This window comes from Gephyromycinifex aptenodytis (assembly GCF_012277275.1).
GTDB lineage: Bacteria > Actinomycetota > Actinomycetes > Actinomycetales > Dermatophilaceae > Gephyromycinifex > Gephyromycinifex aptenodytis.
Window position 1 is genome coordinate 1,256,449 of sequence record NZ_CP051155.1, and the last position, 25,757, is coordinate 1,282,205.

General features: G+C 66.2%; 23 protein-coding genes and 3 tRNA genes. 5 read left to right on the forward strand and 21 right to left on the reverse strand.

Features of this window, described 5'->3' with window-relative positions; genetic code table 11:
• Positions 1-21: 21 nt before the first annotated feature.
• The 8 genes from rpoB to G9V96_RS05410 form a co-directional block, all read right to left on the reverse strand.
• Positions 22-3,507, reverse strand: a complete 3,486-nt coding sequence (gene rpoB, locus G9V96_RS05375) for a DNA-directed RNA polymerase subunit beta (RefSeq protein WP_168582121.1) — start codon at positions 3,505-3,507, stop codon at positions 22-24.
• Positions 3,508-4,259: 752 nt separating this feature from the next.
• A complete protein-coding gene (gene rplL, locus G9V96_RS05380) occupies positions 4,260-4,646 on the reverse strand; it encodes a 50S ribosomal protein L7/L12 (RefSeq protein WP_168582122.1) in 387 nt (128 codons plus the stop codon).
• Between the two features lie 67 nt (positions 4,647-4,713).
• Entirely contained in the window at positions 4,714-5,310 is a 597-nt protein-coding gene (gene rplJ / locus G9V96_RS05385) for a 50S ribosomal protein L10 (protein WP_168582123.1), read from the reverse strand.
• A 342-nt stretch (positions 5,311-5,652) separates the two neighbouring features.
• The gene (gene rplA, locus G9V96_RS05390) at positions 5,653-6,366 is read right to left on the reverse strand and encodes a 50S ribosomal protein L1 (protein WP_168582124.1); all 714 of its coding nucleotides are present in this window, start codon (positions 6,364-6,366) and stop codon (positions 5,653-5,655) included.
• 199 nt (positions 6,367-6,565) lie between these two features.
• Positions 6,566-6,997, reverse strand: a complete 432-nt coding sequence (gene rplK / locus G9V96_RS05395; RefSeq protein ID WP_168582125.1) for a 50S ribosomal protein L11 — start codon at positions 6,995-6,997, stop codon at positions 6,566-6,568.
• Positions 6,998-7,089: 92 nt separating this feature from the next.
• On the reverse strand, positions 7,090-7,992 hold the full coding sequence (gene nusG, locus G9V96_RS05400; RefSeq protein WP_168583856.1) for a transcription termination/antitermination protein NusG: 903 nt from the start codon (positions 7,990-7,992) through the stop codon (positions 7,090-7,092).
• Between the two features lie 185 nt (positions 7,993-8,177).
• Positions 8,178-8,453, reverse strand: coding sequence for a preprotein translocase subunit SecE (secE, locus tag G9V96_RS05405; protein ID WP_168582126.1), 276 nt, complete (start codon positions 8,451-8,453; stop codon positions 8,178-8,180).
• Between the two features lie 89 nt (positions 8,454-8,542).
• A tRNA-Trp gene (locus tag G9V96_RS05410) sits at positions 8,543-8,615 on the reverse strand.
• A gap of 196 nt (positions 8,616-8,811) precedes the next feature.
• Here G9V96_RS05410 and G9V96_RS05415 point away from each other — a divergent pair.
• The gene (locus tag G9V96_RS05415) at positions 8,812-9,849 is read left to right on the forward strand and encodes an adenosine deaminase (RefSeq protein ID WP_168582127.1); all 1,038 of its coding nucleotides are present in this window, start codon (positions 8,812-8,814) and stop codon (positions 9,847-9,849) included.
• A gap of 91 nt (positions 9,850-9,940) precedes the next feature.
• On the opposite strand, the gene G9V96_RS05420 is transcribed toward G9V96_RS05415, so the two are convergent.
• From G9V96_RS05420 to G9V96_RS05460, 9 genes are all read right to left on the reverse strand, one after another.
• Positions 9,941-11,053, reverse strand: coding sequence for a UDP-N-acetylmuramate dehydrogenase (locus G9V96_RS05420; protein ID WP_168582128.1), 1,113 nt, complete (start codon positions 11,051-11,053; stop codon positions 9,941-9,943).
• A gap of 9 nt (positions 11,054-11,062) precedes the next feature.
• A complete protein-coding gene (locus G9V96_RS05425; RefSeq protein ID WP_168582129.1) occupies positions 11,063-11,509 on the reverse strand; it encodes a MaoC/PaaZ C-terminal domain-containing protein in 447 nt (148 codons plus the stop codon).
• Positions 11,506-11,955, reverse strand: a complete 450-nt coding sequence (locus G9V96_RS05430) for an FAS1-like dehydratase domain-containing protein (RefSeq protein ID WP_168582130.1) — start codon at positions 11,953-11,955, stop codon at positions 11,506-11,508. Before G9V96_RS05430 ends, G9V96_RS05425 begins: the two co-directional genes overlap by 4 nt.
• A 202-nt stretch (positions 11,956-12,157) precedes the next feature.
• Complete coding sequence (gene rpmG, locus G9V96_RS05435) at positions 12,158-12,328, reverse strand: 50S ribosomal protein L33 (RefSeq protein ID WP_168582131.1); 171 nt, start codon at positions 12,326-12,328, stop codon at positions 12,158-12,160.
• A gap of 110 nt (positions 12,329-12,438) precedes the next feature.
• Positions 12,439-12,515: transfer RNA gene (locus G9V96_RS05440), tRNA-Met, on the reverse strand.
• Positions 12,516-12,566: 51 nt separating this feature from the next.
• Positions 12,567-12,639, reverse strand: a tRNA-Thr gene (locus G9V96_RS05445).
• A gap of 180 nt (positions 12,640-12,819) precedes the next feature.
• A complete protein-coding gene (locus G9V96_RS05450) occupies positions 12,820-13,485 on the reverse strand; it encodes an energy-coupling factor transporter transmembrane component T family protein (RefSeq protein ID WP_226913493.1) in 666 nt (221 codons plus the stop codon).
• Entirely contained in the window at positions 13,482-14,162 is a 681-nt protein-coding gene (locus tag G9V96_RS05455) for an energy-coupling factor ABC transporter ATP-binding protein (RefSeq protein ID WP_168582132.1), read from the reverse strand. Before G9V96_RS05455 ends, G9V96_RS05450 begins: the two co-directional genes overlap by 4 nt.
• Positions 14,163-14,190: 28 nt before the next feature.
• Positions 14,191-14,820 carry a biotin transporter BioY gene (locus G9V96_RS05460; protein ID WP_226913495.1) on the reverse strand — a complete coding sequence of 210 codons (630 nt, stop codon included), beginning with the start codon at positions 14,818-14,820 and terminating at the stop codon, positions 14,191-14,193.
• Between the two features lie 292 nt (positions 14,821-15,112).
• Between G9V96_RS05460 and G9V96_RS05465 the strand changes: the two genes are divergently transcribed.
• Both G9V96_RS05465 and pntB read left to right on the forward strand, forming a co-directional pair.
• Positions 15,113-16,669 carry a Re/Si-specific NAD(P)(+) transhydrogenase subunit alpha gene (locus G9V96_RS05465; RefSeq protein WP_168582133.1) on the forward strand — a complete coding sequence of 519 codons (1,557 nt, stop codon included), beginning with the start codon at positions 15,113-15,115 and terminating at the stop codon, positions 16,667-16,669.
• A complete protein-coding gene (gene pntB, locus G9V96_RS05470; RefSeq protein ID WP_168582134.1) occupies positions 16,669-18,105 on the forward strand; it encodes a Re/Si-specific NAD(P)(+) transhydrogenase subunit beta in 1,437 nt (478 codons plus the stop codon). Before G9V96_RS05465 ends, pntB begins: the two co-directional genes overlap by 1 nt.
• Before the next feature lie 83 nt (positions 18,106-18,188).
• On the opposite strand, the gene aroQ is transcribed toward pntB, so the two are convergent.
• The 4 genes from aroQ to G9V96_RS05490 all read right to left on the reverse strand — a co-directional run bounded on the left by aroQ (position 18,189) and on the right by G9V96_RS05490 (position 21,936).
• On the reverse strand, positions 18,189-18,650 hold the full coding sequence (gene aroQ / locus G9V96_RS05475; RefSeq protein WP_168582135.1) for a type II 3-dehydroquinate dehydratase: 462 nt from the start codon (positions 18,648-18,650) through the stop codon (positions 18,189-18,191).
• Between the two features lie 91 nt (positions 18,651-18,741).
• Positions 18,742-20,091: an MFS transporter gene (locus G9V96_RS05480; protein WP_319643830.1), complete on the reverse strand. Its 1,350-nt coding sequence runs from the start codon at positions 20,089-20,091 to the stop codon at positions 18,742-18,744.
• Positions 20,092-20,311: 220 nt separating this feature from the next.
• Positions 20,312-21,121 (reverse strand): enoyl-CoA hydratase-related protein, encoded by an 810-nt coding sequence (locus tag G9V96_RS05485; RefSeq protein WP_168582136.1) that lies wholly within the window; start codon positions 21,119-21,121, stop codon positions 20,312-20,314.
• Positions 21,122-21,123: 2 nt separating this feature from the next.
• On the reverse strand, positions 21,124-21,936 hold the full coding sequence (locus tag G9V96_RS05490; protein ID WP_168582137.1) for a helical backbone metal receptor: 813 nt from the start codon (positions 21,934-21,936) through the stop codon (positions 21,124-21,126).
• A 155-nt stretch (positions 21,937-22,091) separates the two neighbouring features.
• On the opposite strand from G9V96_RS05490, the gene G9V96_RS05495 reads away from it, so the two are divergent.
• On the forward strand, positions 22,092-23,474 hold the full coding sequence (locus G9V96_RS05495; protein ID WP_319643831.1) for an amino acid permease: 1,383 nt from the start codon (positions 22,092-22,094) through the stop codon (positions 23,472-23,474).
• A gap of 216 nt (positions 23,475-23,690) precedes the next feature.
• Positions 23,691-25,694 carry a hypothetical protein gene (locus G9V96_RS15250; protein WP_210424471.1) on the forward strand — a complete coding sequence of 668 codons (2,004 nt, stop codon included), beginning with the start codon at positions 23,691-23,693 and terminating at the stop codon, positions 25,692-25,694.
• Positions 25,695-25,757: the final 63 nt, after the last annotated feature.

Below are 25,757 nucleotides of genomic sequence, written 5' to 3' on the forward strand. Positions count from 1 at the left end.
CCCGCCGCACGCGCCAGTGCGTCAGACTTCCTCGACGCTGCTGGGCTCGCGACGACTCAGGTCGATACCGAGCTCCTCAGCGGCCCGGAAGACCTCCTGGTCGGGCTCCCGCAGGTCGATGGAGGACCCGTCGGAGGAGAGCACCTCTACGTTGAGGCAGAGGGATTGCATCTCCTTGATGAGTACCTTGAAGGACTCAGGGATGCCCGGTTCCGGGATGTTCTCGCCCTTGACGATGGCCTCGTAAACCTTCACGCGGCCGGTGACGTCATCGGACTTGATCGTCAGGAGTTCCTGCAGGGCGTAGGCGGCGCCGTAGGCCTCCAGGGCCCAGACCTCCATCTCGCCGAAACGCTGACCACCGAACTGCGCCTTACCACCCAGCGGCTGCTGCGTGATCATCGAGTACGGGCCGGTGCTACGGGCGTGGATCTTGTCATCGACAAGGTGGTGCAGCTTGAGCATGTACATGTAGCCGACCGAGATCGGCTCCGGGTAGGGCTCACCAGAGCGGCCGTCGAACAGCCGGGCCTTGCCGGAAGAGCCGATGAGCCGGTCACCGTCGCGCGTCGGGTTCGTCGAGTCCAGCAGACCGGTGATCTCCTGCTCCAACGCACCGTCGAAGACCGGTGAGGCGACCCGAGTGCCGGCCGGCGCAGTACGAGCGTCGTCGGGGATCATCGAGGCCCACTCGGGGTCTCCATCGATCTGCCAACCGCGGCTGGCGACCCAGCCGAGGTGGAGTTCGAGCACCTGACCGATGTTCATACGGCCGGGGACACCAAGCGGGTTGAGCACGATGTCTACCGGGGTGCCGTCTTCCAGGAAGGGCATGTCCTCGATCGGCAGGATCTTGGAGATGACGCCCTTGTTGCCGTGACGCCCAGCGAGCTTGTCACCGTCGGTGATCTTGCGGCGGTTAGCCACATAGACCCGAACGAGCTGGTTGACCCCGGGGGGAAGCTCGTCGCCCTCTTCGCGGTCGAAGACCTTGACCCCGATGACGGTGCCGGTCTCGCCGTGCGGGACCTTCAGGGAGGTGTCGCGGACCTCGCGAGCCTTCTCACCGAAGATGGCGCGCAGCAGGCGCTCTTCGGGGGTCAGCTCGGTCTCACCCTTGGGGGTGACCTTGCCCACGAGTAGGTCGCCATCGCGAACCTCGGCACCGATGCGGATGATGCCGCGCTCGTCCAGGTCGGCCAGGACCTCTTCGGAGACGTTGGGGATGTCCCGCGTGATCTCCTCCGGGCCCAGCTTGGTGTCGCGCGCGTCGACCTCGTGCTCCTCGATGTGAATCGAGGACAGGACGTCGTCCTGCACGATGCGCTGGGACAGGATGATCGCGTCCTCGTAGTTGTAGCCCTCCCATGGCATGAAGGCCACGAGCAGGTTACGACCCAGGCTCATCTCTCCGTCCTTGGTCGCGGGGCCGTCGGCGATTACGCCGCCGACCTCGAGGCGCTGGCCTTCTTCGACCAGGACGGTCTGGTTGTAGCTGGTGCCCTGGTTGGAGCGCATGAACTTGGCGATCCGGTAGGACTGGTGCGTTCCGTCGTCGTTGGCAACCGTGACCACGTCGGCCGAGACCGACTCCACGACGCCCGCCTTCTCGGCGCGAACGACGTCACCGGAGTCCAGCGCCGCCCGGTATTCCATGCCGGTGCCCACGAACGGCGCCTCGCTACGAACCAGCGGAACCGCCTGACGCTGCATGTTGGCGCCCATGAGCGCACGGTTGGCGTCGTCGTGCTCCAGGAAGGGGATCAGCGCGGTGGCAGCCGAGACCATCTGGCGAGCAGAGACGTCCATGTAATCGACGTCTTCACCGGGGATGTACTCGACCTCGCCGCCCTTGGAGCGAACCAGGACGCGCTCTTCGACGAAGGTGCCGTCCACGCCGATCGGGGCGTTGGCCTGCGCGATGACGAAGTCGTCTTCCTCGTCTGCGGACAGGTAGTGCACCTCGTCGGTGACGCGACCGGATTCGACCTTGCGGTAAGGCGTCTCCACGAACCCGAAGGGGTTGATCCGTCCGTAGCTGGCGAGCGAGCCGATCAGACCGATGTTCGGTCCTTCTGGGGTCTCGATCGGGCACATACGACCGTAGTGGCTGGGGTGGACGTCACGAACTTCCATGCCGGCGCGGTCACGGGAAAGACCACCCGGGCCCAGGGCCGACAGACGCCGCTTGTGCGTCAGGCCCGCGAGCGGGTTGTTCTGGTCCATGAACTGCGAGAGCTGGCTGGTGCCGAAGAACTCCTTGATGGAGGCGACGACCGGCCGGATGTTGATCAGCGTCTGGGGCGTGATGGCCTCGACGTCCTGGGTCGTCATCCGCTCGCGAACGACGCGCTCCATCCGGGACAGACCCGTACGGACCTGGTTCTGGATGAGCTCGCCGACGTTACGCAGACGGCGGTTGCCGAAGTGGTCGATGTCGTCGGTCTCCACGCGGATCTCGACGTCTTCGCCTTGGCGCTTGCCCGGCATCGAGTGCACGCCGGCGTGCAGCGCAACGAGGTACTTGATGGTGGCGACGATGTCGTCCACCGTCAGCGTGGAGGTCTCCAGCGGCGTCTCGATACCCAGCTTCTTGTTCACCTTGTAGCGTCCGACCTTGGCCAGGTCATAACGCTTGGGGTTGAAGTAGAGGTTGTCGAGCAGAGCCTGCGCGGCTTCCTTGGTGGGGGGTTCGCCCGGGCGCAGCTTGCGGTAGATGTCCAGCAGCGCGTCGTCCTGGCCGGTGGTGCTGTCCTTCTCGAGCGTCGCGCGCATCGAGTCGAACTCACCGAACTCTTCCAAGATCTGGGAATCGGTCCAGCCGAGAGCCTTGAGCAGGACGGTGACCGACTGCTTCCGCTTGCGGTCCACGCGAACGCCGACCATGTCGCGCTTGTCGATCTCGAACTCCAGCCATGCTCCACGGCTGGGGATCACCTTGGTCGAGTAGACGTCCTTGTCGGAGGTCTTGTCGGGGGTGCGCTCGAAGTAGACACCGGGAGAACGCACGAGCTGAGACACCACGACACGCTCGGTGCCGTTGATGATGAACGTGCCCCGCTGAGTCATCAGCGGGAAGTCGCCCATGAACACCGTCTGGCTCTTGATCTCGCCAGTGTTGTTGTTCATGAACTCGGCGGTGACGAACAGCGGAGCGCTGTAGGTCATGTCGCGTTCTTTGCACTCTTCGATCGAGTACTTCTGCTCCTCGAACCGGTGGTCCCGGAAGCTCAGGCTCATCGAGCCGGAGAAGTCCTCAATTGGTGAGATCTCCTCGAAGATCTCCTCCAGCCCCGAACGGGTCGGGACATCGTTTCGGCCGGCTTCGAGGGCGTCGGCCACGCGGTCCTGCCACCGCTCGTTGCCGAGGAGCCAGTCAAAGCTCTCGGTCTGCAGGGCGAGAAGATCTGGAACTTCGAGGGGTTCACGGATCTTCGCAAAGGACACACGGCCGGAAGCCGTGATCGCGCTGGACATCTTCGGGGTCGCGGTACGCGAGGCAGCCAAGGAGGGTCCTTCCTTAAGGCCTGGTGAGCGGCAAGTCGTCACTGCCTGCTCGCCCCGGCGCCGAGGAACACGGATCTCCCCTGGTGAGGAGCGGCATTCATCGACTTGTGTCACCGCGTTAAACGCGGGGTAAGACGTCCGGGTGGGAAACATAGGCAGCGCAAAGGCATAGCCTACCCACCCGCTCAATGCTTGTCCAACCGGGTGCATGCTGCCGCGATCCAGCCACGACTTCGACGCCCCGCAGAGCGCTTCCCCCGGAAGGGTTGAACGGGCGGATTCACCCCGATCACAGGTGTTCTTCCACCCCGGCGCCATGCGCCGTACTCCTCGAGGATGACGCCCCTATCGTGCCAGGTCAAGGACCCTGGGTCGCGCCCCGCTCAGGCATTGTCGACAGCTGCCTGCATCGGGGCGGCAGGGGGCTCCCCCTCAGCCGGCCGGCGACCTGCGGAGGAGCCACCGCCTCAGGCTAACTCGACGCTCGTCAGGGACGATGACCACAAGCCGGGGCTACGGGCTGCCGACGATAATTCGCGGCATGGCCGACGAGCCTTCGTGCCTTGGTCATATGAAGCACGCGGCCGACCCGGGCCGCCGCCGAACACCGAAGTGGCTGCGGGGCCGCGCCCCAACGCCACCATCCAGACAAGCAAAAGACCGTGCCCGGTCGGCCGAATCGGCCGACCGGGCACGGTCGAATTCACGGACGCGGTGAACGAGTCGCCGCGCCGATGAGGATCAGCGGTACGTCACTTGAGGGTGACGGTGGCGCCGGCGCCCTCAAGGGCAGCCTTGGCCTTCTCCGCGTCTTCCTTCTTGGCACCTTCGAGGACGGGCTTGGGGGCGCCGTCAACGAGGTCCTTGGCCTCCTTGAGACCCAGGCTCGTGAGGGCGCGGACCTCCTTGATGACCTGGATCTTCTTGTCGCCAGCAGCCTCGAGGATGACGTCGAACTCGTCCTTCTCCTCCTCGGCCGGGGCGGCGTCGCCTGCCGGAGCGGTAGCGCCGGCAACCGCGACGGGCGCGGCAGCGGTGACCTCGAACTTGTCCTCGAACGCCTTAACGAACTCGGAGAGCTCGATCAGGGTCATCTCCTCGAAAACGCCGAGGAGCTCTTCGGTGCTCATCTTCGCCATGATGGCTTCCTTCCGATCTGTGCCGTGAGTGGCTTGGTTACTGGGTCGACCTGAAGCGTCAGACGCGTCAGGACTCGTCGCCACCCTCGGCGACGTCTGCGGCCTCCGCCTGCGCGGGGGCGTCGGCGGCGACCGGGTCGGCCCCGCCGTTCTGCTCGGCCTTCGCGCGCAGCGCGTCCACCAGACGCACTGTCTGTGACAGCGGCGCGGCGAACATGTACACGGCCTGGCTGAGCTTGGCCTTCATCGCGCCGGCAGCCTTCGCCAGCAGCACCTCGCGCGACTCAAGGTCGGCGAGCTTGGTGATTTCCTCGGCGCTGAGCGGCTTGCCGTCAAGCAGTCCGCTCTTGATCACGAGGAGGGGGTTGGCCTTGGCGAAGTCACGCAGCGTCTTGGCCGCTTCAACCGGGTCACCGGTAATGAAGGCGATGGCCGTAGGACCAACGAGTTGGCCGTCGAAGGCCGTGACTCCGGCCTCCTTGGCGGCAAGCTCGGTGAGCGTGTTCTTCACGACGGCGTACGAACCGTTCGCGCGCAGCGAGGTGCGCAGTTCGGACAGTTGCGACACGGTCAGACCGCGGTACTCCGTCAGCACGGCCGCACCCGACTCACGGAATTTCTCCGTGAGGTCGGCGATGGCTGCCTGCTTTGCGGGCGTTGCCATGGGGCCTCCTTAAAGTGATGCCGGCACCCCTGGCTCCCGAGCATGAAAAAAGCTCCCGAGCGCAGGGCAACGGGAGCGGCTCGAAGCTTTCGCTTCAGTCTGATCACGATGGCCTGCGCTGGACGCCCCTGCTTGGGAACCTTCGGCCCCGAAGAGAGATCTTCGCGGCAACCGGCGGTCATGGGTCATCGAGCATTCTACGCGCACAAGCCGGAGGAACCCAAATCGGTGGCTGCGCTCATTACCTGACGCCGAGCCGCTTACCGACGGCCCGATAAGACGCGGCCGGGCCGACACACCATGGTGTGTCGGCCCGGCTCACATCACGATGAGGAGGGGGAATCAGTCCTCATCCTCGGTCATCAGGTTGCGCGTGCGGTTCTGGTCCAGCGGGATGCCCGGGCCCATCGTCGTGGACATCGTGGCCTTGCTGATGTAGCGGCCCTTGCTCGCCGACGGCTTGAGACGAAGGATTTCATCCAGCGCAGCGCCGTAGTTCTCCACCAGTGCCTGCTCGCTGAACGAGGTCTTACCGATGATGAAGTGCAGGTTGGCGTGCTTGTCCACGCGGAACTCGATCTTGCCGCCCTTGATGTCGGTGACGGCCTTGGCGACATCCATCGTCACCGTGCCGGTCTTGGGGTTGGGCATGAGGCCACGCGGACCCAGCACCTTACCCAGGCGACCGACCTTGCCCATCATGTCCGGGGTCGCAACGACAGCGTCGAAGTCGAGCCAGCCGCCCTGGACCTTCTCCAGCATGTCGTCGGAGCCGACGAAGTCAGCGCCGGCAGCGGTGGCCGCTTCGGCGTTGGCACCGGTCGCGAACACCAGCACGCGGGCGGTCTTACCGGTGCCGTGCGGCAGGTTGACGGTGCCGCGCACCATCTGGTCAGCCTTGCGGGGGTCGACGCTGAGGCGGAATGCCACCTCAACGGTCGCGTCGTACTTGGTCGTCGAGGTCTCTTTGGCCAGTCGAACCGCCGCCAGCGGCGAGTAGAACTTCTCGTGGTTGATCTTCTCAGCCGCGGCGCGGTAGGCCTTGCTGCGCTTCATGGAGTCTCCTGGATGTTGATGCAGGTGTGGTCGTTCGGGCCAGCGCTGGCCCTCCCACCGGCGCCCAGACGGGCACCAACGGTGATGCTATCGCGAATGTCGCGTCAAGCAGGAATCGCCTGGACGACTTCGGCCGCCGCACCCGAAGGTACGGCGGCCGAAAGAATCGGGGCCGGACTCCGCAGAGCCCGGCATCAACTCACTTGATGTCGACGCCCATGGAGCGCGCGGTGCCGGAGATGATCTTCATCGCCTGCTCGACGTCGTGCGCGTTGAGGTCCTGCATCTTCTGCTCAGCGATCTCGCGGACCTGGTCCTGCGTCAAGGACGCGACCTTGGTCTTGTGCGGTTCGCCCGAACCCTTGGGCACACCGGCAGCCTTCTTGATGAGCTCGGCGGCCGGCGGGGTCTTGGTGATGAAGGTGAACGAGCGGTCTTCGTAAACCGTGATCTCGACCGGGATGACGTTTCCACGCTGGGACTCCGTCGCGGCGTTGTACGCCTTGACGAACTCCATGATGTTGACGCCGTGCTGACCAAGTGCCGGACCCACGGGCGGAGCCGGAGTGGCCGCGCCTGCCTGGATCTGGAGCTTGATGTATCCGGAGACCTTCTTCTTCTTGGGAGGCATGAGCCGTCCTTACTTTCGTCGTGGGCCCACGCCGTGGGCGATGACCCGGTTGCAGTGCCGCCACCGGATGGCGGCGGCAAGGATGTCGAGCCTCAGATCTTGGCGACCTGATTGAACGACAGCTCGACCGGGGTCTCCCGGCCGAAGATCGAAACGAGAACCTTGAGTTTCTGGGACTCGGGCAGGATCTCGGAGATGGTGGCCGGCAGCGTCTCGAACGGGCCCTCCATGACGGTGACGGACTCGCCGATCTCGAAGTCGACGAGCATGTCAGCCGAAGTCGACTTGGCCGGGCGGTCTGAGGCGGCAGCGTTGGCTTCTGCGGCTTTGGCCTGTTCCACCTGCGGGGCCAACATCGAGACGACCTCGTCAAGGCTCAACGGCACCGGCTGGTGGGCGTTGCCGACGAAGCCGGTGACACCCGGGGTGTGCCGGACCGCTCCCCAACTCTCGTCGGTCAGGTCCAACCGCACCAGGACGTACCCGGGCATCCGCACCCGCCGCACGACCTTTTTCTGGCCGTTCTTGATCTCGGTGACCTGCTCCATCGGCACCTCGGCCTGGAAGATGTACTCCTCCATGTTCAGCGAGGTGGCGCGCTGCTCCAGGTTCTGCTTCACGCGGTTCTCGTACCCGGCGTAGGAGTGAATGACGTACCACTCCCCCGCCTGGAAACGAAGTTCGTTGCGCAGCGCCTCGACCGGGTCTTCCTCAACCTCGGCATCCTCGCCGTCGGTGAGTTCACCCGCGGGGTCAGCATCAGGGTCGGCTTCGACCTCGGCAGGGTCTGCATCGGGCTCGTCCTCGCCACCCTCGGGAGCGGCTTCGGTGGGCTCATCGAGCTCTGCATCGGTCTCGGCGCTGGCGTCGGGCGAGTCTTCGGCGAGATCGCGCGACTGCGAGGTCTGCCCCGATTCACCCTCATCGGCGCTGACCGTCGCCTCATCCACGGCGATCTCGGTGCTTGCTTCCACGCCTGCAGCATCGGCGCTGATCCGGTCAGCCTCCGACGTCGACTCATCTGGCGTGGGCTCAACCGAGGCGGCCTCGGATTCCTGGCCGTCCGCGAACTCCGGCTGATCACTCACGTGCGCACTCACTTCCTGCTCTTCGTCGGTGTGGTCGTCCCAGAGCCTACGAGGCTACGGGTTGCTGGCGAGGCCTGGTCGGCCTGCGGGCATCAGGACCCTGCGAACACCCAGAAGACCAGCTTCGTGAACAGGGTGTCGAGTCCGAGAACGAAAAGCATGATGACCACGACGAAAACGATGACGACCGTTGTGTACGTAGTCAGTTCTTTGCGCGTCGGTCGAACGACCTTGCGCATCTCGTCCAGGACCTGACTGATGAACAGCCCGATCGCGCCGAAGAAGCGAGACACCACGTTGCCGTCTCGGTTCCGGCGTGCAGGCGCAGGCATGGCCTGGCGTGCCGTCGTGGAGCCGTTGCTGCTCACAGTGCCTCTTCTCATTCCGCCCGTCATGCCACGGCGTTCGAGCTGAGTGCTGTGGCCTCGGGTCCTTCCTTCTGACGAACATGTACGCGCAGGGCAGGAGGGACTCGAACCCCCAACCGCCGGTTTTGGAGACCGGTGCTCTACCAATTGAGCCACTGCCCTACGGGTGACGGCGAGCGCGACGGATCGCGCTGAACGAGCACCCAGACGAAGAGCATACGGCAGGGGCGCCACCCAAGGCCAACCGCCCCATCCAGCACCCTCGCTCAGCCGTGGCACGAACCCGCCCGCTCGTGTGCCTGGGGTAGGCAACGGGGCGCGGTCAGGAGCTGCTCGCCGACAGGCGACACTGGAGTGCATGAGCAGGCCCGTGCACCGTCTCCCCAAAGCGCATCTCCACCTGCACTTCACCGGGTCGATGCGGTTCATCACCCTGCTTGAACTCGCTGACCTCCATGGAGTGCGCCTCCCGCGGGCCCTGGTGGATGACTGGCCCCCGACCCTGAGCGGGCGGGATGAACGCGGATGGTTTCGTTTCCAGCGCCTCTACGACGCCGCCCGCTCCTGCGTGCGCTCCGAGCAGGACATGCGCCGGATCGTGCGGGAGGCCGCGCAGGACGACGCTGCCGAAGGCTCCGCCTGGCTGGAGATGCAAGTCGACCCCACCAGCTACGCGCCGCACGTCGGGGGACTGATCCCGGCGCTGGAGATTGTGTTGGACGAGGCGAAGGTTGCCTCTGCTGAGGAGGGAATCGGGGTCGGAATCATCGTCGCCGCCAGCCGCACCCGCCATCCCCTGGACGCCCGGACACTCGCCCGCCTGGCCGCTCGTTACGCAGGCGACGAGCCCGGCAGCGTCGTCGGTTTCGGGCTGAGCAACGACGAACGCCGCGGGCATGTCGAGGACTTCGCGCACGCTTTCCGCATCGCGCGCAAAGCGGGGCTGGCCCTGGTGCCGCACGGCGGTGAGTTGCTGGGCCCCGAAGCCGTACGCGCGACTCTGGACAGCATCCATCCCGACCGGATCGGGCATGGGGTGCGCAGTGTCGAGGACCCAGCGCTGTTGCACGAATTGGCGCAGCGCGGTGTCACCTTGGAGGTTTGCCCCGGCAGCAACGTGGGCCTCGGCGTCTACGAGCGCCTGGAAGAGGTGCCGATCCCCCAGCTCATCGAGTCCGGCGTACAGGTTGCACTGGGGGCCGATGATCCGCTGCTGTTCGGTTCCCGCCTCGGCGCCCAGTACGAGTCGGCCCGCAACGAGCACGCGCTGGACGATGCGGCGCTGGCCGGGCTGGCCCGCGCCTCCATCACCGGGAGCCGGGCTACCCCGGCCATCAAACGCGCAGCACGCGCCGGCATCGACTCCTGGCTGGCAGCCGACGACGGCCAGGCGTAAGCGGCGACAATCCCGCAGAACGAGCAGGCAAGGAGCAGGCAGCCACCAACGGTCGCGGAAATACCACGCCGCCGCGTGCAGTCCGCTGCGTCTACAACTCCAACCCAACCAACACCGGCTCGTTGACCAAGCGGATGCCGAAGGCCGCCTGCACGCCGTCGCGAATCTCCCGGGCCAGGGCGACGACCTCCTGCGCCGTGGCACCGCCCCGGTTCGTCACCGCCAGAGCATGTTTACTCGACAGTGCAGCTGTGCCCGGCATTCCGTATCCCTTGGTGAAGCCGGCCCGATCGATCAGCCAGGCTGCGCTGGTCTTGAGCTGGCCGGGGGCGCCCTCTACTGCGTATTGCGGCGGCTCCACCTGGCTGCCGAGCCGTTGGGCAACCCGGTCGCGCAGCTGCGCGAACTGCTGCTGATCGAGAATGGGGTTGGTGAAGAACGATCCGCAACTCCAGGAGTCATGATCCTGCTCGTCCAGGACCATTCCCCGGCGGCGACGCTGCGCCAGCACGGCTTCTCGAGCCTCGGCCAGGGGAACTCGCGCGCCGAGCTCCACATCCAACCCTCGGGCCAGGTCGGCGTAGGCGATGGGGCGCGACAGATCGGCGATCTCGAGATGGAATTGCACCTCCAGCACGACGAAGCGCGGACTGGCCGTACCCAGCCACCCCGGCGCGCCCGGCATCACCGCTCTCTTAAAGCGGGAATGCCGGTAGGAGAAGTCGCATTCGGCATTGCTGAACGTGCGAACCTGCCCGCGCGCGCGGTCCCAGGTGCGCACCCGAGCGATGCTGTGCGCCACCTCCTGGCCGTACGCGCCGACATTCTGAACCGGGGTGGAGCCGACGCATCCAGGGATCCCTGACAGCGCTTCCACACCGGCCCAGCCTTGGGAAACGGTGTAGGCGACGAAGTCGTCCCACGGCTCTCCGGCCGCGACATCGACGAGTACTCCCCCGCACAGGTCGGCGGTGTCGGAACGGATCCCGCGCGAGGCGACCTGCACTGTGGTGCCGGGCACACCCTCGTCAGCGACGACGAGGTTGGAGCCGCCCGAGAAGACCATCAACGGCTCTGAAGCGTCATCGACCTCCCGTACGACGTCGACCACCTCATCGGTGCTCTCCGCCCGAACGAAACGCTCAGCCAGCCCGCCGACCCGCATCGTCGTGCACGTCGCTAGCGCTACAGAATGCTCTGACACGTCCACCTCTCAGCCCAGTTCCACGGTCGCCCGGGCTCGCCCGAGCACTTTGACCCCCGCGTGGGTGACCGTGAGGTCTACCACCGCACGCCGCTCGTCTACGTCCACCTTCGTCACTCGCCCCGCCACTTCGATGACGGCACCCTCGTCGCCCACCGGCACCGGCGCAACGAACTTGCAGCCGTATTCGCGCACTGCAGCAGCCCCCGCCCAGGCAGAGACGACCTCGATGGCTACCCCCATCGTGAACATCCCGTGCGCGATAACACCCGGCAGCCCCACTGAGGTGGCAAAGGACTCGTTCCAGTGAATCGGGTTGCGGTCCCCGCTCGCCGCGGCGTACTCCACCAGGCGCTCACGCGAGACGCGAATCGTTGCCCCCGGCAATTCGTGGCCGACCTGGACCGAACTCGCCGACGGCGGCACCGTCCGGGCTTCGGATGTGGACCCGCTCATGACTCTTCCCCTCTGACGACGAGGCTGGAGGTGACCGTCGAGCGAGGCGCTCCCTCGGAGGTAGCCAGTTCGACGCGGGTGCCGACCAGGGCGTTACCAGCCACCTCGCGCACCCGATCAACGTGCAGCCTGGCCACGATCTCCTCGCCTGCGACGAGGGGAGCATGGTGGAGGAACTTCTCCTCGCCGTGCACCACCCGGCTGAAGTCGATGCCAGCTTCTGGGTCCAGCATGAGTTGCGCCTCAGCGCGCTGGGCAATGACCACGGCGAAGGTCGGCGGCGCGATCACGTCGGCGTACCCGGCTTGCCGCGCGGCTGCTACGTCGAAATGCACGGGGTCGGTGGCACCGACCGCCCGGGCAAAATCGCGGACATGCTCTCGCCCGACCGCAAAAGACTCACACGGGGGGTAGCTGCGACCTTCAAAGGTGGCGTTGACCGGCATGGGCGAAACCCTATGCCAGGGCAGCGACATCGCTCACCCCGCCGCGCCTGAGCATCAGCGGCCACGACCGGTAGGCGGCTTCCAGTCGCCGATCCCACCCGCAGCTCACCGCCGTCGGCTGATCGGCCGATCACGCAACGCGAAGCGGCCCCACCGACAGGATCGGTGAGGCCGCTTCGACTGCGCAGTTATGCGAAGAAGATCAACGAGTTTCCTTGTGGGCGGTGTGCTTGCCGCACTTGGGGCAGAACTTCGACAGCTCGATGCGGTCGGGGTTGTTCCGCCGGTTCTTCTTCGTGATGTAGTTGCGGTCCTTGCAGTCCGCGCACGCCAGGGTGATCTTGGGGCGGACGTCGGTGGTCTTGCTGGCCACGGCACTACCTGTCTTTCGCGTCGGGGTTTGCTGCTGGCGGCCGCGCGCGAGGCAGCGGACACAACGACTTACCAGATTACGCGATGATGGCCCGAAAGCCCTCATCGCGCTGGTAGCGAGGGCGGGACTCGAACCCGCGACACCACGATTATGAGTCGTGTGCTCTAACCACCTGAGCTACCCCGCCAAGGGCGGCCTAAGCTGACCACGTTGGTGATCAGCCGGTTGGCCAGACCTGAGCCCCGATAGGGAATCGAACCCTAGACCTTCTCCTTACCATGGAGACGCTCTGCCGACTGAGCTATCGGGGCACCCGAGGCAACCTCGGTGGCGACGCTACGCAGAACGTTCAAAGAACGTCCGCGCGGCAACGCCTGGATGACGATACACGTTTCAGTGGCTGGGTACGAAATCGGGTGTCGACGCTGCCAGAAACGTTCTTTTTCAGACCCCGGCGAGCCCGGACAGACAGGCCGCGCACGGCAGGCCGCTCAGTCGTCGATGCCGCGCGCAACCAGGGCTTCCCCGACCCGCTCCGCGTGCCGCACCGTGCGTACGACGAACGGCACGAGCAGCGCCCGAGGACTGCGTTCGAGCCCACGAGCTCGCCGCGCCTGCCCGCATTCGGTCAGGGTGCGCGCCACGACGGGCACCGCGCGGATCGCCAGGCCCATCACCAACCCCACGCGGTCCGCGTCTACCCCGAAACGCCCTAGAGGCCGCAGACCGGCGGTCACGGTGTCCATCATGTCGGCCACGCGCGTCGTCAGCGTGACCAGCCCCGCAGCCGACATGGCCACCACGAGGCCGCCCACCACGATCAACGCACTTCGCCACCCCGCCGTCCACACCTGAACCGGCGTCAACAGCAAGATGATCCAGCGCAGCGGCCACACCAGACCCACCAGACCCCGCACCCGCAGGCCGGCGGCGACTCCCAGAACCACGACGACCGTGGCACCCGCGAGCACCGTCCAGGGCGAGGCGATGAGCACCAGGACCGTGGTGACCGCCAAGAGCCCGACAAGTTTCGTCGCTGCGCTCGCGCGGTGCAGGAAGGAGTCGCCCGACTGATAAGTGGAGCTCAGCACGCCTGCTCCCGGCGGCAACCGCCGCCGACGCTTGGTTCGACCTCCATCACCCTGCGCGGGACTCACGTGGCATCCATCAGGTCGCAATAGGTCCTGATGCTGCTCGAGCCCGGGCCGTCTGCCACAACCTGCCCCTCGTCGATGACGAGGACCCGTTCCCAATCTTTGAGCAGATCGAGGTCGTGGGTGACCAGGATGAGTTGCTGATCCAGTGAGTCCAGGTGGCGCATCACTGCGCGGGTATGCCGCCGATCCAACAGGGTGGTCGGCTCGTCAGCCACCAGCACGCGCGGCTCGGTAGCCGTCACTGACGCCAAGGCCAACAGTTGTTTCTGGCCGCTACTGAGCAGATGGGCCGGATGGTCCCGATGTTGGGCCAGACCGAACCGGCTCAGCGCCGCCTCTATGCGCCGGTCCTCAGCAGCGCGCCCCAATTTGAAACGCCGCAGGGAGAAGGCGATGTCCTCCACGACGGTCGGCATGACGATCTGAGCCTCGGGGTCGGGAAAGACGAAGCCGACGTTGCGACGGACCCCACGCCCGTCTCGGGCCACGTCGAGCCCGTCGACGATGACCGTTCCAGCGCTCGGAGTGACAAGCCCGTTGATCATCCGCACCAGCGTCGACTTGCCCGAGCCGTTGGCGCCGATGATGCCCACCCGAGGCTCGTCCAGGGCGAGGTTGATGTCACGTAGGACAGCGCGCTCGCCGTAGGAGTGATGGACTCCCTCGAAGGTGATCACTGGGAGAAGGCCTGCGCCGGAAGACTCCTCACCGGCTTGCGCGACCGGCCCAGGTGGAGGGCAGCAAGGTCGGCATGGCCCGGTGAACGGCAGCGGCAACCACGGTGGCGATGACAGCCTTGATGAGGTCACCGGGGATGAATACGAGATCGGCAACCAGGGCGGCGTTCAGCGACAGGCCGGCGCGCCACATCATCACCGGTATCCCGCACAGGTGGATCACGCCGATACCACCGACGATGACCGCCAGCGCGATCCGGGCGGTCGTCAAGCGCTTCGCTGCGGACTGCACCATGGCGCCGACGACCATCGCTCCGAGCAGCCAGCCGAGCAGGAAGCCTGAGGTAGGCCCGACGAAGACGGCCAGCCCGCCGCGGCCGCCGGCGAGGAACGGGAAACCGATGGCAGCGAGCGCCAGGACGAGCAGCACGGAAAGGGCGCCTCGTTTCCACCCCAGGAGAGCCCCGATGAGCATGACGCCCATCGATTGCAGGGTGATCGGGACCGCCTGCCCGAACGGGTACAGCGCACCGGGGATGCCGAGCACGACAAGAAGAGCCGCCATCGAAGCGATGAGCGCCAGATCCCGGGCGGCTAGTCGCCCGGACGAATTCTGCGGAGACTGCGTCGCTGCGGTGGCAGAGGTGGTCGAGGGCACGGTTTCACTCCTGAATTGAGCGGGGGGTTCGGCATCGATGCCGAGGAAGGCGGATCGCAACTCACGGCTAGCGGGAGGCGACTTAGGACTACCTAACCCCGAATTCTGCCGCAGGTCGAGTCCGCGCAGGGGTTCAACACGGAGGGTACGGGACCAAAGACTCGGATCTGGCTGAGCTGAACTGGCAACCTGACACCGGCGCAGCAGGACCGTGGCCACTTCGCGATAGTCTCGCGCAAACGGACCGGGTTCCGCCCAGGGCGCCCACGGCCAGCGACGAGAAGGAGTTCCCGTGCTCATCGGCATTCCCCGGGAAAGGCTACCGGGAGAGACCCGGGTGGCGGCCACCCCCGCAACGGTCGCCCAGATCATCAAGCTCGGATACGACGTCGTCATCGAGTCCGGGGCGGGATTACTCGCCTCGCTGGATGACGCGGGCTACGCGGCTGCAGGTGCCCAGATCGCAGCGACCGACGACGTCTGGAACGCCGACATCGTCTTCAAGGTGAATGCACCCGAAGACGACGAGGTTGCCCGGATGCGCGACGGCACAATGCTCGCCGCGCTCATCAGCCCCGCCCTCAACCCAGAGCGCGTGGAGATGCTCGCCGCGCGCAACATCACCGTGCTGGCGATGGACGCGGTGCCCCGCATCTCACGTGCCCAGTCCATCGATGTCCTCAGCTCGATGGCCAACATCGCTGGATACCGGGCAGTGATCGAGGCCGCCAACGAGTTCGGTCGGTTCTTCACCGGACAGGTGACTGCCGCCGGCAAGGTGCCACCGGCCAAAGTCCTCGTCGTCGGTGCCGGCGTCGCAGGTTTGGCCGCGATCGGAGCCGCAGGAAGTCTGGGCGCCATCGTGCGCGCGACCGACCCGCGCCCTGAGGTCGCGGAGCAGGTGCAGTCGATGGGCGCTGAGTTCTTGGACGTGGAGGCCGAGAAGGTCGTCTCCACCGATGGTTACGCCAAGGAGACCGGCGAGGACTACAACCGCAAGGCTGCTGAGCTATACGCCAGGCAAGCCCCTGACGTCGACATCATCATTACGACCGCGCTCATCCCCGGCCGTCCGGCGCCTCGGTTGATCACCGCCGAGATGGTGGCCTCGATGAAGCCCGGAACGGTCATCGTCGACATGGCCGCCGCCAACGGCGGCAACGTGGAGGGGACGGTTGCCGGACAAAAGATCGTCACCGACAACCACGTGACAATCCTGGGCTACACCGACCTCGCGGGACGGCTTCCCACTCAGGCGAGCCAGCTGTACGGCACCAACCTGGTGAACCTGCTCAAGCTGCTCACCCCAGGCAAGGACGGCCGGCTCGTGCTGGACATGGAGGATGTCGTCCAGCGCGGCATGACCGTCGTCCTGGACGGCGAGCTCATGTGGCCCCCGCCACCGGTCCAGGTCTCGGCTGCCCCGGCGCAGAGTCCAGTCGGCGCCACGGCAGCCACTGCCGCTAAGGCGGCCCCGGAGCCCAAGAAGCCGATGACCCCTGCGGTCAAGATGGCGATGATCGGCGTGGCAGCGATCGCCTTCCTGGCGCTGGCTGCCGTCTCCCCCGAACCGTTCCTCGGGCACTTCATGGTGTTCATGCTGTCCGTGGTCATCGGGTTCTACGTCATCGGCAACGTGCACCACGCTCTGCATACCCCGTTGATGTCCGTCACCAACGCCATCAGCGGCATCATCATCGTGGGTGCGCTATTGCAAGTGGGGCATCCGGGTCGAGCCTGGGTTTCCTTCCTGGCATTCATCGGCATCCTCGTGGCGAGCATCAACGTCTTCGGCGGGTTCACCGTCACCGCTCGAATGCTCGACATGTTCCGGAAGGACGACGCCTGATGGCCACCTCACTGACCCTCGTCCAGGGCGCCTACATCATCGCGGGACTACTTTTCATCCTCAGCCTCGCCGGGCTCTCCAAGCACGAGACGGCGCCCGCCGGTAACCGGTACGGCGTCATCGGCATGCTGATCGCCCTGGTCATCACCATCCTCGCGGCGGTCGGCGGCGTGGACGCCGCCGGGGTCGAGAACGACCGCGCCGGCTCGGGCGTCCTCGGGTTCGGCCTGATCTTTGTGGCTATGGCCATCGGCGCCGCCATCGGAATCTGGCGCGCTCGCAGCGTCGAGATGACCGGCATGCCCGAGCTCATCGCGCTGCTGCACAGCTTCGTCGGTCTGGCGGCCGTACTCGTCGGCTGGAACAGCTCCTACGAGCGCGTCCTGGTCAACCCGGGCGTGCATGACGTGGAGGTTTTCGTCGGCGTCTTCATCGGCGCGGTGACCTTCACGGGCTCGATCGTGGCGTTCCTGAAGCTGAGCGGCAAGATCAAGTCCGCCCCGCTCATGCTGCCCAAACACAACCTCATCAACCTCGGTGTCATCGCCGCGTTCGTCCTCATGACGGCGCTGTACACGATGCTGGGGCACGACCACATGGTCCTGCGCCAGCTGCTGCTGGGCCTGATGACGCTGGTTGCGCTGTTCCTGGGCTGGCACCTGGTGGCCTCGATCGGCGGCGGCGACATGCCGGTAGTCGTCTCGATGCTGAACAGCTACTCGGGTTGGGCCGCTGCCGCAGCGGGCTTCCTGCTGAACAACGACCTGCTCATCATCACCGGCGCCCTGGTGGGTTCCTCGGGTGCGTTCCTGTCCTATGTCATGTGCAAGGGCATGAACCGCTCGTTCCTCAGCGTCATTGCCGGCGGGTTCGGCTCGGACGGCGCCGTGGTCGGTGAAGCCGTCGACTATGGCGAGCACCGTGAGATCACCGCTGAGGACTGCGCCGAACTGCTGCGCAATGCCAGCTCGGTCATCATCACCCCCGGCTACGGCATGGCTGTGGCGCAGGCGCAATACCCTGTCGCCGACCTGACCCGCCGCCTGCGTGAGCGTGGCGTCAACGTCCGTTTCGGTATCCACCCTGTCGCAGGTCGCCTGCCCGGCCACATGAACGTGTTGTTGGCCGAAGCCAAGGTTCCCTACGACATCGTCTTGGAGATGGACGAGGTCAACGATGACTTCGCGGCCACCGACGTCGTCCTGGTCATCGGAGCCAACGACACCGTGAACCCGGCGGCCCAGGATGACCCGGGATCGCCCATCGCGGGTATGCCGGTCCTGGAGGTGTGGCACGCCAGCGACGTCATCGTCTTCAAGCGCTCCATGAACACCGGTTATGCCGGTGTGCAGAACCCGCTGTTCTTCAAGGAGAACACCCAGATGCTCTTCGGCGACGCCAAGGATCGCGTCGAGGACATCCTGCGCGCGCTGTAACCATCAGCAACTGTCGGGGCGGGGTCGGCCATTGCGGCCGGCCCCGCCTCTGCGTTCCCTGGCCGCGTTCGGGACCGAGACGCTCAGCTGAGTGTCGGTGCGGGAACCAGCCGGTGGGCCAGCGCGCTCAGGGCGAACTCATAGCCCAGCGGCCCGCATCCGGTGATGACGGCGAGCGCGATGTCCGAGAGATAGGAGTGGTGCCGGAAGGGCTCCCGGGCGTACACGTTCGACAGATGCACCTCGACGAGCGGAGCATCGCATGCCGCGAGCGCATCCCGCACCGCCACCGAGGTGTGCGTGTACGCGGCCGCGTTGACAACGAACCCCGCCGCCGCGCCGCGCAGTTCCTGGATGTGTTCGACCAGGACGCCCTCGTGGTTGGACTGCCGGAACTCGATGTCGAGCCCCAATTCCTGGGCGACCACGCGGCAACGCCGTTCGATATCGGCCAGCGTCGTCCTGCCGTAGATCTCCGGTTGGCGGGTGCCGAGCAGATTCAGGTTCGGGCCGTTGAGCACGGCCACGAGGGGGCGAGAAGTCATACCCCCATGATGGCGCTCCCGGCAGCACCGCACGTGGCCCGTGGCGGGCGGGTCGGGCCCGGGACCGCCCACCGGTGGTGGCGGGCCACCCTCATTCCAGAGCGCGGTCGCGTTGCTCGGGCAGGAAGAGTGCAGCCGCGGCAGCGATCAGGAACGCCACCCCGAACACGCTGAACGTCAACGTCTGTCCCCCCCAGCCGGAGAGCACCGGCACCAGCAGTGGCGCCAGGATGGAGGCGATGCGGCCGAACGCCGCGGCCGATCCGGAGCCGGTGCCCCGGATCGAGGTTGGATAGATCTCGGGCGAGACCGCATAGAGCGCCCCCCAGGCTCCGAGATTGAAGAAGGACAGCGCGCACCCGGCGACGAGGATCATGGTGACGCCCGCGACCATCCCGAAGGCCGCCGCAGCACAGGCCGAGCCGAGCAGGAAACTGGCCAGGGTGGCGCGCCGGCCCCACTTCTCGATCAGGTAGGCCGCCAGTGCGTAACCCGGAAGCTGGGCGAGGGTGATGATGAGGGTGTACTCGAACGTCTTGACCAGCCCGTAGCCCTGCAGGTAGATGAGCGTGGGCATCCAGATGAAGGCGCCGTAGTAGGACAGGTTGACCATGAACCACACCGTCCACAGTGCGGCCGTGCGACGGCGGTAGAGCCGCGACCAGATCCCGGGCGAATGCTGGGCAACGGGCGGCTGCGTAACTTCAGCTACTCGCAGCCCGTCGGGGTCGTCCGGGGCTGCCACCCCCGCGCTGCTCTCGAAGATGCGCACCGCAGCCTCGGCCTCGACCAGGCGTCCCTTGCTCTCCAAGAACCGTACCGACTCCGGCAGTCCGTACCGAACCACGACGGCGTACAGGGTCGGCACGATGCCGACGGCCAGGGCCCACCGCCAACCGTTAGGCCCGGAGGGCACAACGAAGTAACCGATCAGCGCCGCGAGGATCCAGCCGAGCGCCCAGAACGACTCCAACGCCACGACCATCCGCCCGCGAATGGCCCGCGGTGAATACTCACTGACCAAGGTCGAGGCGACCGGCAACTCGGCGCCCAGGCCTAACCCCACGACGAAGCGCAGGGCGATCAACGCCGCTACCGAACCGGCCAAGGCCGAGGCGCCGGTGGCGATCCCGTAGATGAGCAGGGTCAGCGCGAATACCTGTCGGCGCCCGATGCGGTCGGCCAGGAGGCCGCCCACGCTGGCCCCGATGGCCATCCCGACGAAGCCGATCGAGGCGAGGATCGACAACGTGCCCTCGCCCAACCCCCACTGTTTACTGAGCGCCACCATGACGAAGGAGATGAGGCCGACGTCCATGGCGTCCAGAGCCCAGCCGACACCGGCCCCGACCAGGAGGCGGCCATGAGCGCGGGTGGCGGGCAGTTCATCGAGGCGTTGCGACCTGGAAAGCCCGGACGGTTCCGGGGCTGGATGACTCACGAGCGCTCCTTGGGATGGTCGGTTGATTCCCTGAGGTGTGCGTAGTCCTAAACCTGCTCGCCGCCCATGGCAAGGGCGCCGAGGTAATTGTGCCTGGGAGTGGCTCCTTCCGCAGGTGCGCAGAAGCTACCGGCCGCTCGGATCGGGCCCGGTCGGCTGCGCACCTGACCGCAATGACCTCAGGCGTCGACCCCTCAGTCGGGTCGGTGGCCGGTCGGGCTCAGGCTCGCTCGTTCTTATCCACCTCACCGAAGCGTGGCTTCTCCTTGGCTAGAAAGGCGCGGACCCCCTCACGGAATCCTGCACTGGAGTAGACGTGTTCGAGCAGACGCTCATCGGTGCTCGGGTCTACACCGGATTCGGTGATAGCCAGGAGTTGTTGCTTGGTCGCCCGCAGCGTCATCGGCGCAGCCTGCAGCACCCCCTCGATGAGCGCTTCGAGTTCACGTTCCAGTTGCTCGGCGGTGGGGCATACCGGCAGCACCGCACCTACCGCGTAGGCGCGCTCGGCGTCGATCAGCCGCGAAGCCAGCAGCATTTCGCGGGTCAGCGCCTCACCGAAGATGTGGACGCAGCGCTCCAGCAGCGGCCGCGAGAGCGCGTTGCCGAGGGTGCGCGCGATCGGGTACCCGAACCGCGAGGCGCCGGTGACCAGCCGCAGGTCACAGTAGGTGGCCACGCCGAGGCCCCCTCCTACGCACAACCCGTCCACCGCGGCGATGCTCACTTGTGGCAATCGGAGCAGGGCGTCGAGCATCTTGCGGACCCGGGCCTCGTATTCCACCGCTTGCGCGCCGGAGGTCATCCCGGCGAACTCCGAGATGTCGTTACCGGCCGCAAACGCGACCGACCCGGCGCCGCGCAGGACGAGGACCCGAGTGTCTGGGTCCTGGTCCAACTGGGCGAACAACTCCAGCAGGCCGATGTACATCGCCGTGGTGAAGGCGTTGTGCCGGTGCGGCCGGTTGAAGGTGATTTCGACGACCCCTTCGCGGCGATGCACGAGCAGTTCGTCAGTAGTGGGTTTCATGGTCACTCCTCGGGGGGGATGGCGGCGCGGATCTGGGTTGACAGCACGGTCGGTGCCTGCACCATGGCAGGTCCGTACCAGGTCAAGTGCCGACCGCTGACCAGCGCCGCCGGAGCATCGAAGGCTTCCGGGCCGTCGTCGGCGGAGAAGGCATACGGCTCGTCCGGCAGGATGGCCAGGTCCAGCGGCGGGAGGTCGGCCAGGGCGATGCGCGGGTAGCGCTGCGGGTGCTGCGCGAGGACGTTGTCGACTCCCAGACGGGCGAGCACATCCCCGGCGTAGGTGTCGGAACCGACGTACATCCACGGGCGGCGCCAGATCGGGATGGCCGCGCGTATCCGCCGGCCACCAGCCTCACTCGGTTCGAGCTGCGTGGCATTGGTCGTCAAGACCGGGCACGCCTGCTCCCAGGCGCGGCAAGCTGCCTGCAGCCAGTCCCGCTGCGGCGCCCGGAGTGCCTCTAGCAGGCGCCCCATCGAGTCCAACGCACCCTGGACCGTTCGGATGTCGGTGACCCAGACCGATACCCCCGCTGCCCGCAACCGCTGCACATGTTCGGGTTTGTTCTCCTCTTCGTTGACCACCACCAGATCGGGGCGCAGCCCGATGATGCCGGGTAGGTCAGGGTTCTTGGTGCCACCGAACCGGGGCACGTCCAGTTCGCCCGGGTGGGTACACCATTGGGTGGCTCCGACCAGGACACCCGGGCAGGACAGCGCCAGAGCCTCAGTCAGCGAGGGCACCAGTGAGACCACGCGCGTGACCAGCTCCGGAAGCTCGATGGGGGTTTGCAGGTCGTCGGGCAGTACAGCCATGGCCACAGTCTGCCAACCACCGCCTCGGCCGGGGCCGCTGCGCGCCTTGCGTCCGGGCAAACTCGCCGTATCGCGCACGCACGCTGACCCCTTACGCTGTGCCACCCTCGAATCTGACGGCGCCGCAATGAGGTTGCCGAGATAGGAGTCTCATCGTGGCCAGTAGCACGCAGAACGCGGCACAGCCGGAGCAGCAAGCCCTGCGCTCAGGCATGAAGGGCCGCCACCTGGTCATGATGAGCCTGGGCAGCGCAATCGGCGCCGGGCTCTTCGTCGGCTCAGGCGCCGGGATCGCCGCGGCCGGACCTGCGGTACTCATCTCCTACATCGTGGCCGGGCTGATCGTCGTGGCGATCATGCGCATGCTCGGTGAGATGGTGGCGGCTTCACCGGACAGCGGGGCATTCTCGGTCTACGCCGGGCGTGCGCTGGGACCTGCCGCGGGCTTTGCGATGGGGTGGTTGTGGTGGATCCAGCTCGTCGTGGTCATCGCCGCCGAAGCCACCGCCGCCGCACAAATCCTCGTCGGAATGTGGGATTTCGCTCCGCAGTGGGTGTTGGCTCTGGTGTTCATGGTGGCCTTGACGGCCGTCAATCTCATCGGTGTGCAGCACTTCGGCGAGATCGAATTCTGGTTCGCGTTAATGAAGGTGGCCGCGGTGATCGCCTTCCTGGTCGTGGGACTGGTCTACCTGGCCGATTTCCTGCCCGCGCCCTCCCCCGGCCTGAGTAACCTCACCGCGCACGGCGGCTTCGTCCCGCTGGGATGGCACGGGATCGCAGCCGGGCTCCTGGTTGTCGTGTTCGCCTTCGGCGGCATCGAGATTCTCGCGGTAGCCGCCGCAGAGACAGAGAACCCGGCGCACAACGTGGACCGCGCCATTCGCACCGTGGTGTGGCGGATCCTGGTGTTCTACATGGGGTCGGTGGCCATCATGGTGGCGGTACTGCCGTGGAACGCCAAAGGTTTGAACGCCTCCCCCTTCGTGGCGGTACTGGAGCAGGTCGGCTGGCGCTATGCCGCGGTCGCCATGGGCGCGATCGTGGTGTTGGCGCTGCTCAGCGCCCTCAACGCCAACCTCTACGGCGCCTCGCGGATGATCTACTCCCTAGCCCAGCGAGGCCTGGCCCCGCACGCTCTTACCCCCCTGGACAAGCGTGGGGTGCCCCGCCGCGCGGTCTTCGCCTCGGTCGCCTTCGGTTTTGTGGCGGTCTTCCTCAATTACGTGTGGGCCGAGGAAGTCCTGGGCATTCTGCTCAACGTCGTCGGCTCGACGATCATCGTCACCTGGATCGTCACGATCTGCTCGCATATCGTCTTGCGGCGTAGGGCCGAGCAAGCGGGTGTCCGTCTTCCGCTACCGATGTGGGCTTTCCCGTATCTGTCCTATCTGACGTTGGCCGCTGTGCTCGGCATCGTCGCATTGGGGATGACCGTGCCCACGATCCGTGGTCAGCTGCTCGCGACCGGCAGCTTGATGGTGGTGCTGCTCATCGTCGGCCGACTACAGGCGGGACGCTCGGGGTTCTCTGAGTAACGGACGAAAGCGGGACGATAGCGACATTTCGCTTTTACAACGCACACCGCTCATCTTCAACTCAGTTGTATGCATGTTCCAGGCCCCCACCCCGATGGTCGCTATACAGTCGACTTAGTCACTTGCCGGTAACCGGCGTTCGAGTTGGGGAGCTCGACGACTGATGAGCTGGGTTTCAGTTCGTCCTGGGGATTTCGCTGACCATGGGGGGAAACCATGTCGCTTCGTAATACCATTCAACGCTCGAGCGCCGCCGCGTGCGTGACACTTCTCGGGCTCGCCTACGCGCCGATCGTGGCGCAGGCGACCAATGAGGGGACCGAACGAGGCAACCTGAGCTCCAACTGCGATGTGCAGTGGCAGGCCGAGAGTCTTCAGGACCTCGACGAGGCGGACATGCCGCAGGGTCTGCGTCACTACACCGCGAACAACGAATACCAATACTCCAATTCAGGCTTCGTCCGGGAAGTCAACGATGTCGTTTTCAAGGACCCGGGTTACATGGAGATCCAGCACTGGATCGGCGGCGGCGCGAAACCGACCCTGAACTGGCGCGTTCCGGTGGGCACCCGTCACGACATGCTCGACGCCAAGCTGACGCTGACGCTGCCGGAGGGGATCGACTACACGGCTGACAGCACTCAGAGCCTGGCCACGTGGATCAACCGATGGAAAGGCACGGCCGACGGTGGCTACGCCTTCGCACCGACCGATGGCATCACCGTCTCGGGTAACACCGTCACTGTTGACATCGGGCACCTGAAGAAGGACACCGGGATCATCTTGCAGCTCACGGGTCTCATCGACCCCGGTCGCACCCACGAGTCCTTCACCGCCACCGCGACGCTCACCGGCCGATACGTTCAAGGCGACGCGCCGACCTGCGCCGTCACGACGCCGCCGGCGCCACCCGCACCGAGCACCGATGACTGCGAGATCGCGCTCATGGGCCGGACCATCCGCGGGCTCACCTCGCGCGACGTCGACGCCCGCATCAAGGATTCCACCCTCCCCGGGGAGACCAACGCCGACTCCTGGGGTGGCGCTAACGCCGATTCCTGGACCGTGAACGGTGTGCGCTACTGGCGCGTTTACGCTGCGACGGACATCGAACTGCGCGATGTGACCTTTACCGCGAAGGCGTCGCAGGGAATGACCTTCGGCAGCGGCCCCTCCACCGCCACACCTGGTGGAGGTGCGCTGCGGTTCGAGAACGCCGCGGGTAAGAAGTACGACGAGGCGGCGATCGGGGTCGGCCAGGCGGTGCTTTCTCCGGACGGGAAGTCCTTCACCCTCACGGTGGAACGGATGCCGGCCTGGTCGTCGGTGAGTGTGACCCTGAGCGCCAAGCCTGATGGCTCTGGGGCTGCCATGGTCGTCGATGAGACTCTGGTCGGCACCTCGAGCGTGTGTGCCGATGGAGCTCCCCCGGCCATCGTCGAAACCACGACGACGGAAGGTACCCGCGACTGCGTGAGCGCAACGGTACCGGTGACGACCGTGACGACCACCACCCGTCACATCTTCGATCCGCGTAGCGGACGCTGGGTCCCGACCGAGCCGGTGCGCACCAGCCAGACGACCACTCGTCCGGCCACCCCCGCCGAACTCGCCGGATGCTCCACACCGACACCGAAGCCAACGGAGCCCAGCACCCCGGCACCAACACCTGGCACCCCGGCACCAACACCTGGCACCCCGGCACCAACGCCTGGCACCCCGGCACCGACGCCTGGCACCCCGGCGCCCAACACGCCGGTGAAACCGTCTCCGATCAAGCCGGCGCCCAGCACCCCGGCGAAGCCTGTCAAGCCCGCCAAGCCGACCGCTCCCGGTCAGACCCGACCCAACCGCCCGGCACTGGTCACCCGGACCTTCCAGGTAGATCGCTACATGCCACGCACCCGGGCGCAGGCCCGCCTAGTGGCTCGTCTGGATGACGACCGTCTGCTCCGGTACCGCGAGGACCGCGGGCTGTGGGGTGCGAACCGGTGGGAGTTCGTCACCGTCCGTGTTCCGGCCAAGGCCAGCACTGCCCAGTTGATGAAGGCAATCAACGCAGCCACCACGGTCGGTGACATTCGCACCAGCGCCACCTTGCGCACTGCCCGCCCGGGCGGTTCCTACGTGGTTGCTTGGGAGCTCGGTCGCGGCGCCAGCACCAAGGCAGCGTGGGGCCCGCGCAAGAACATCTCGCAGCGTTTCATCGGCCGGTCCTGATGACCGGTCCGCGAGGACCCCTCCACCGTTCGTGAAGTCCGCTAGGCGCCCGTCCCGTATCTG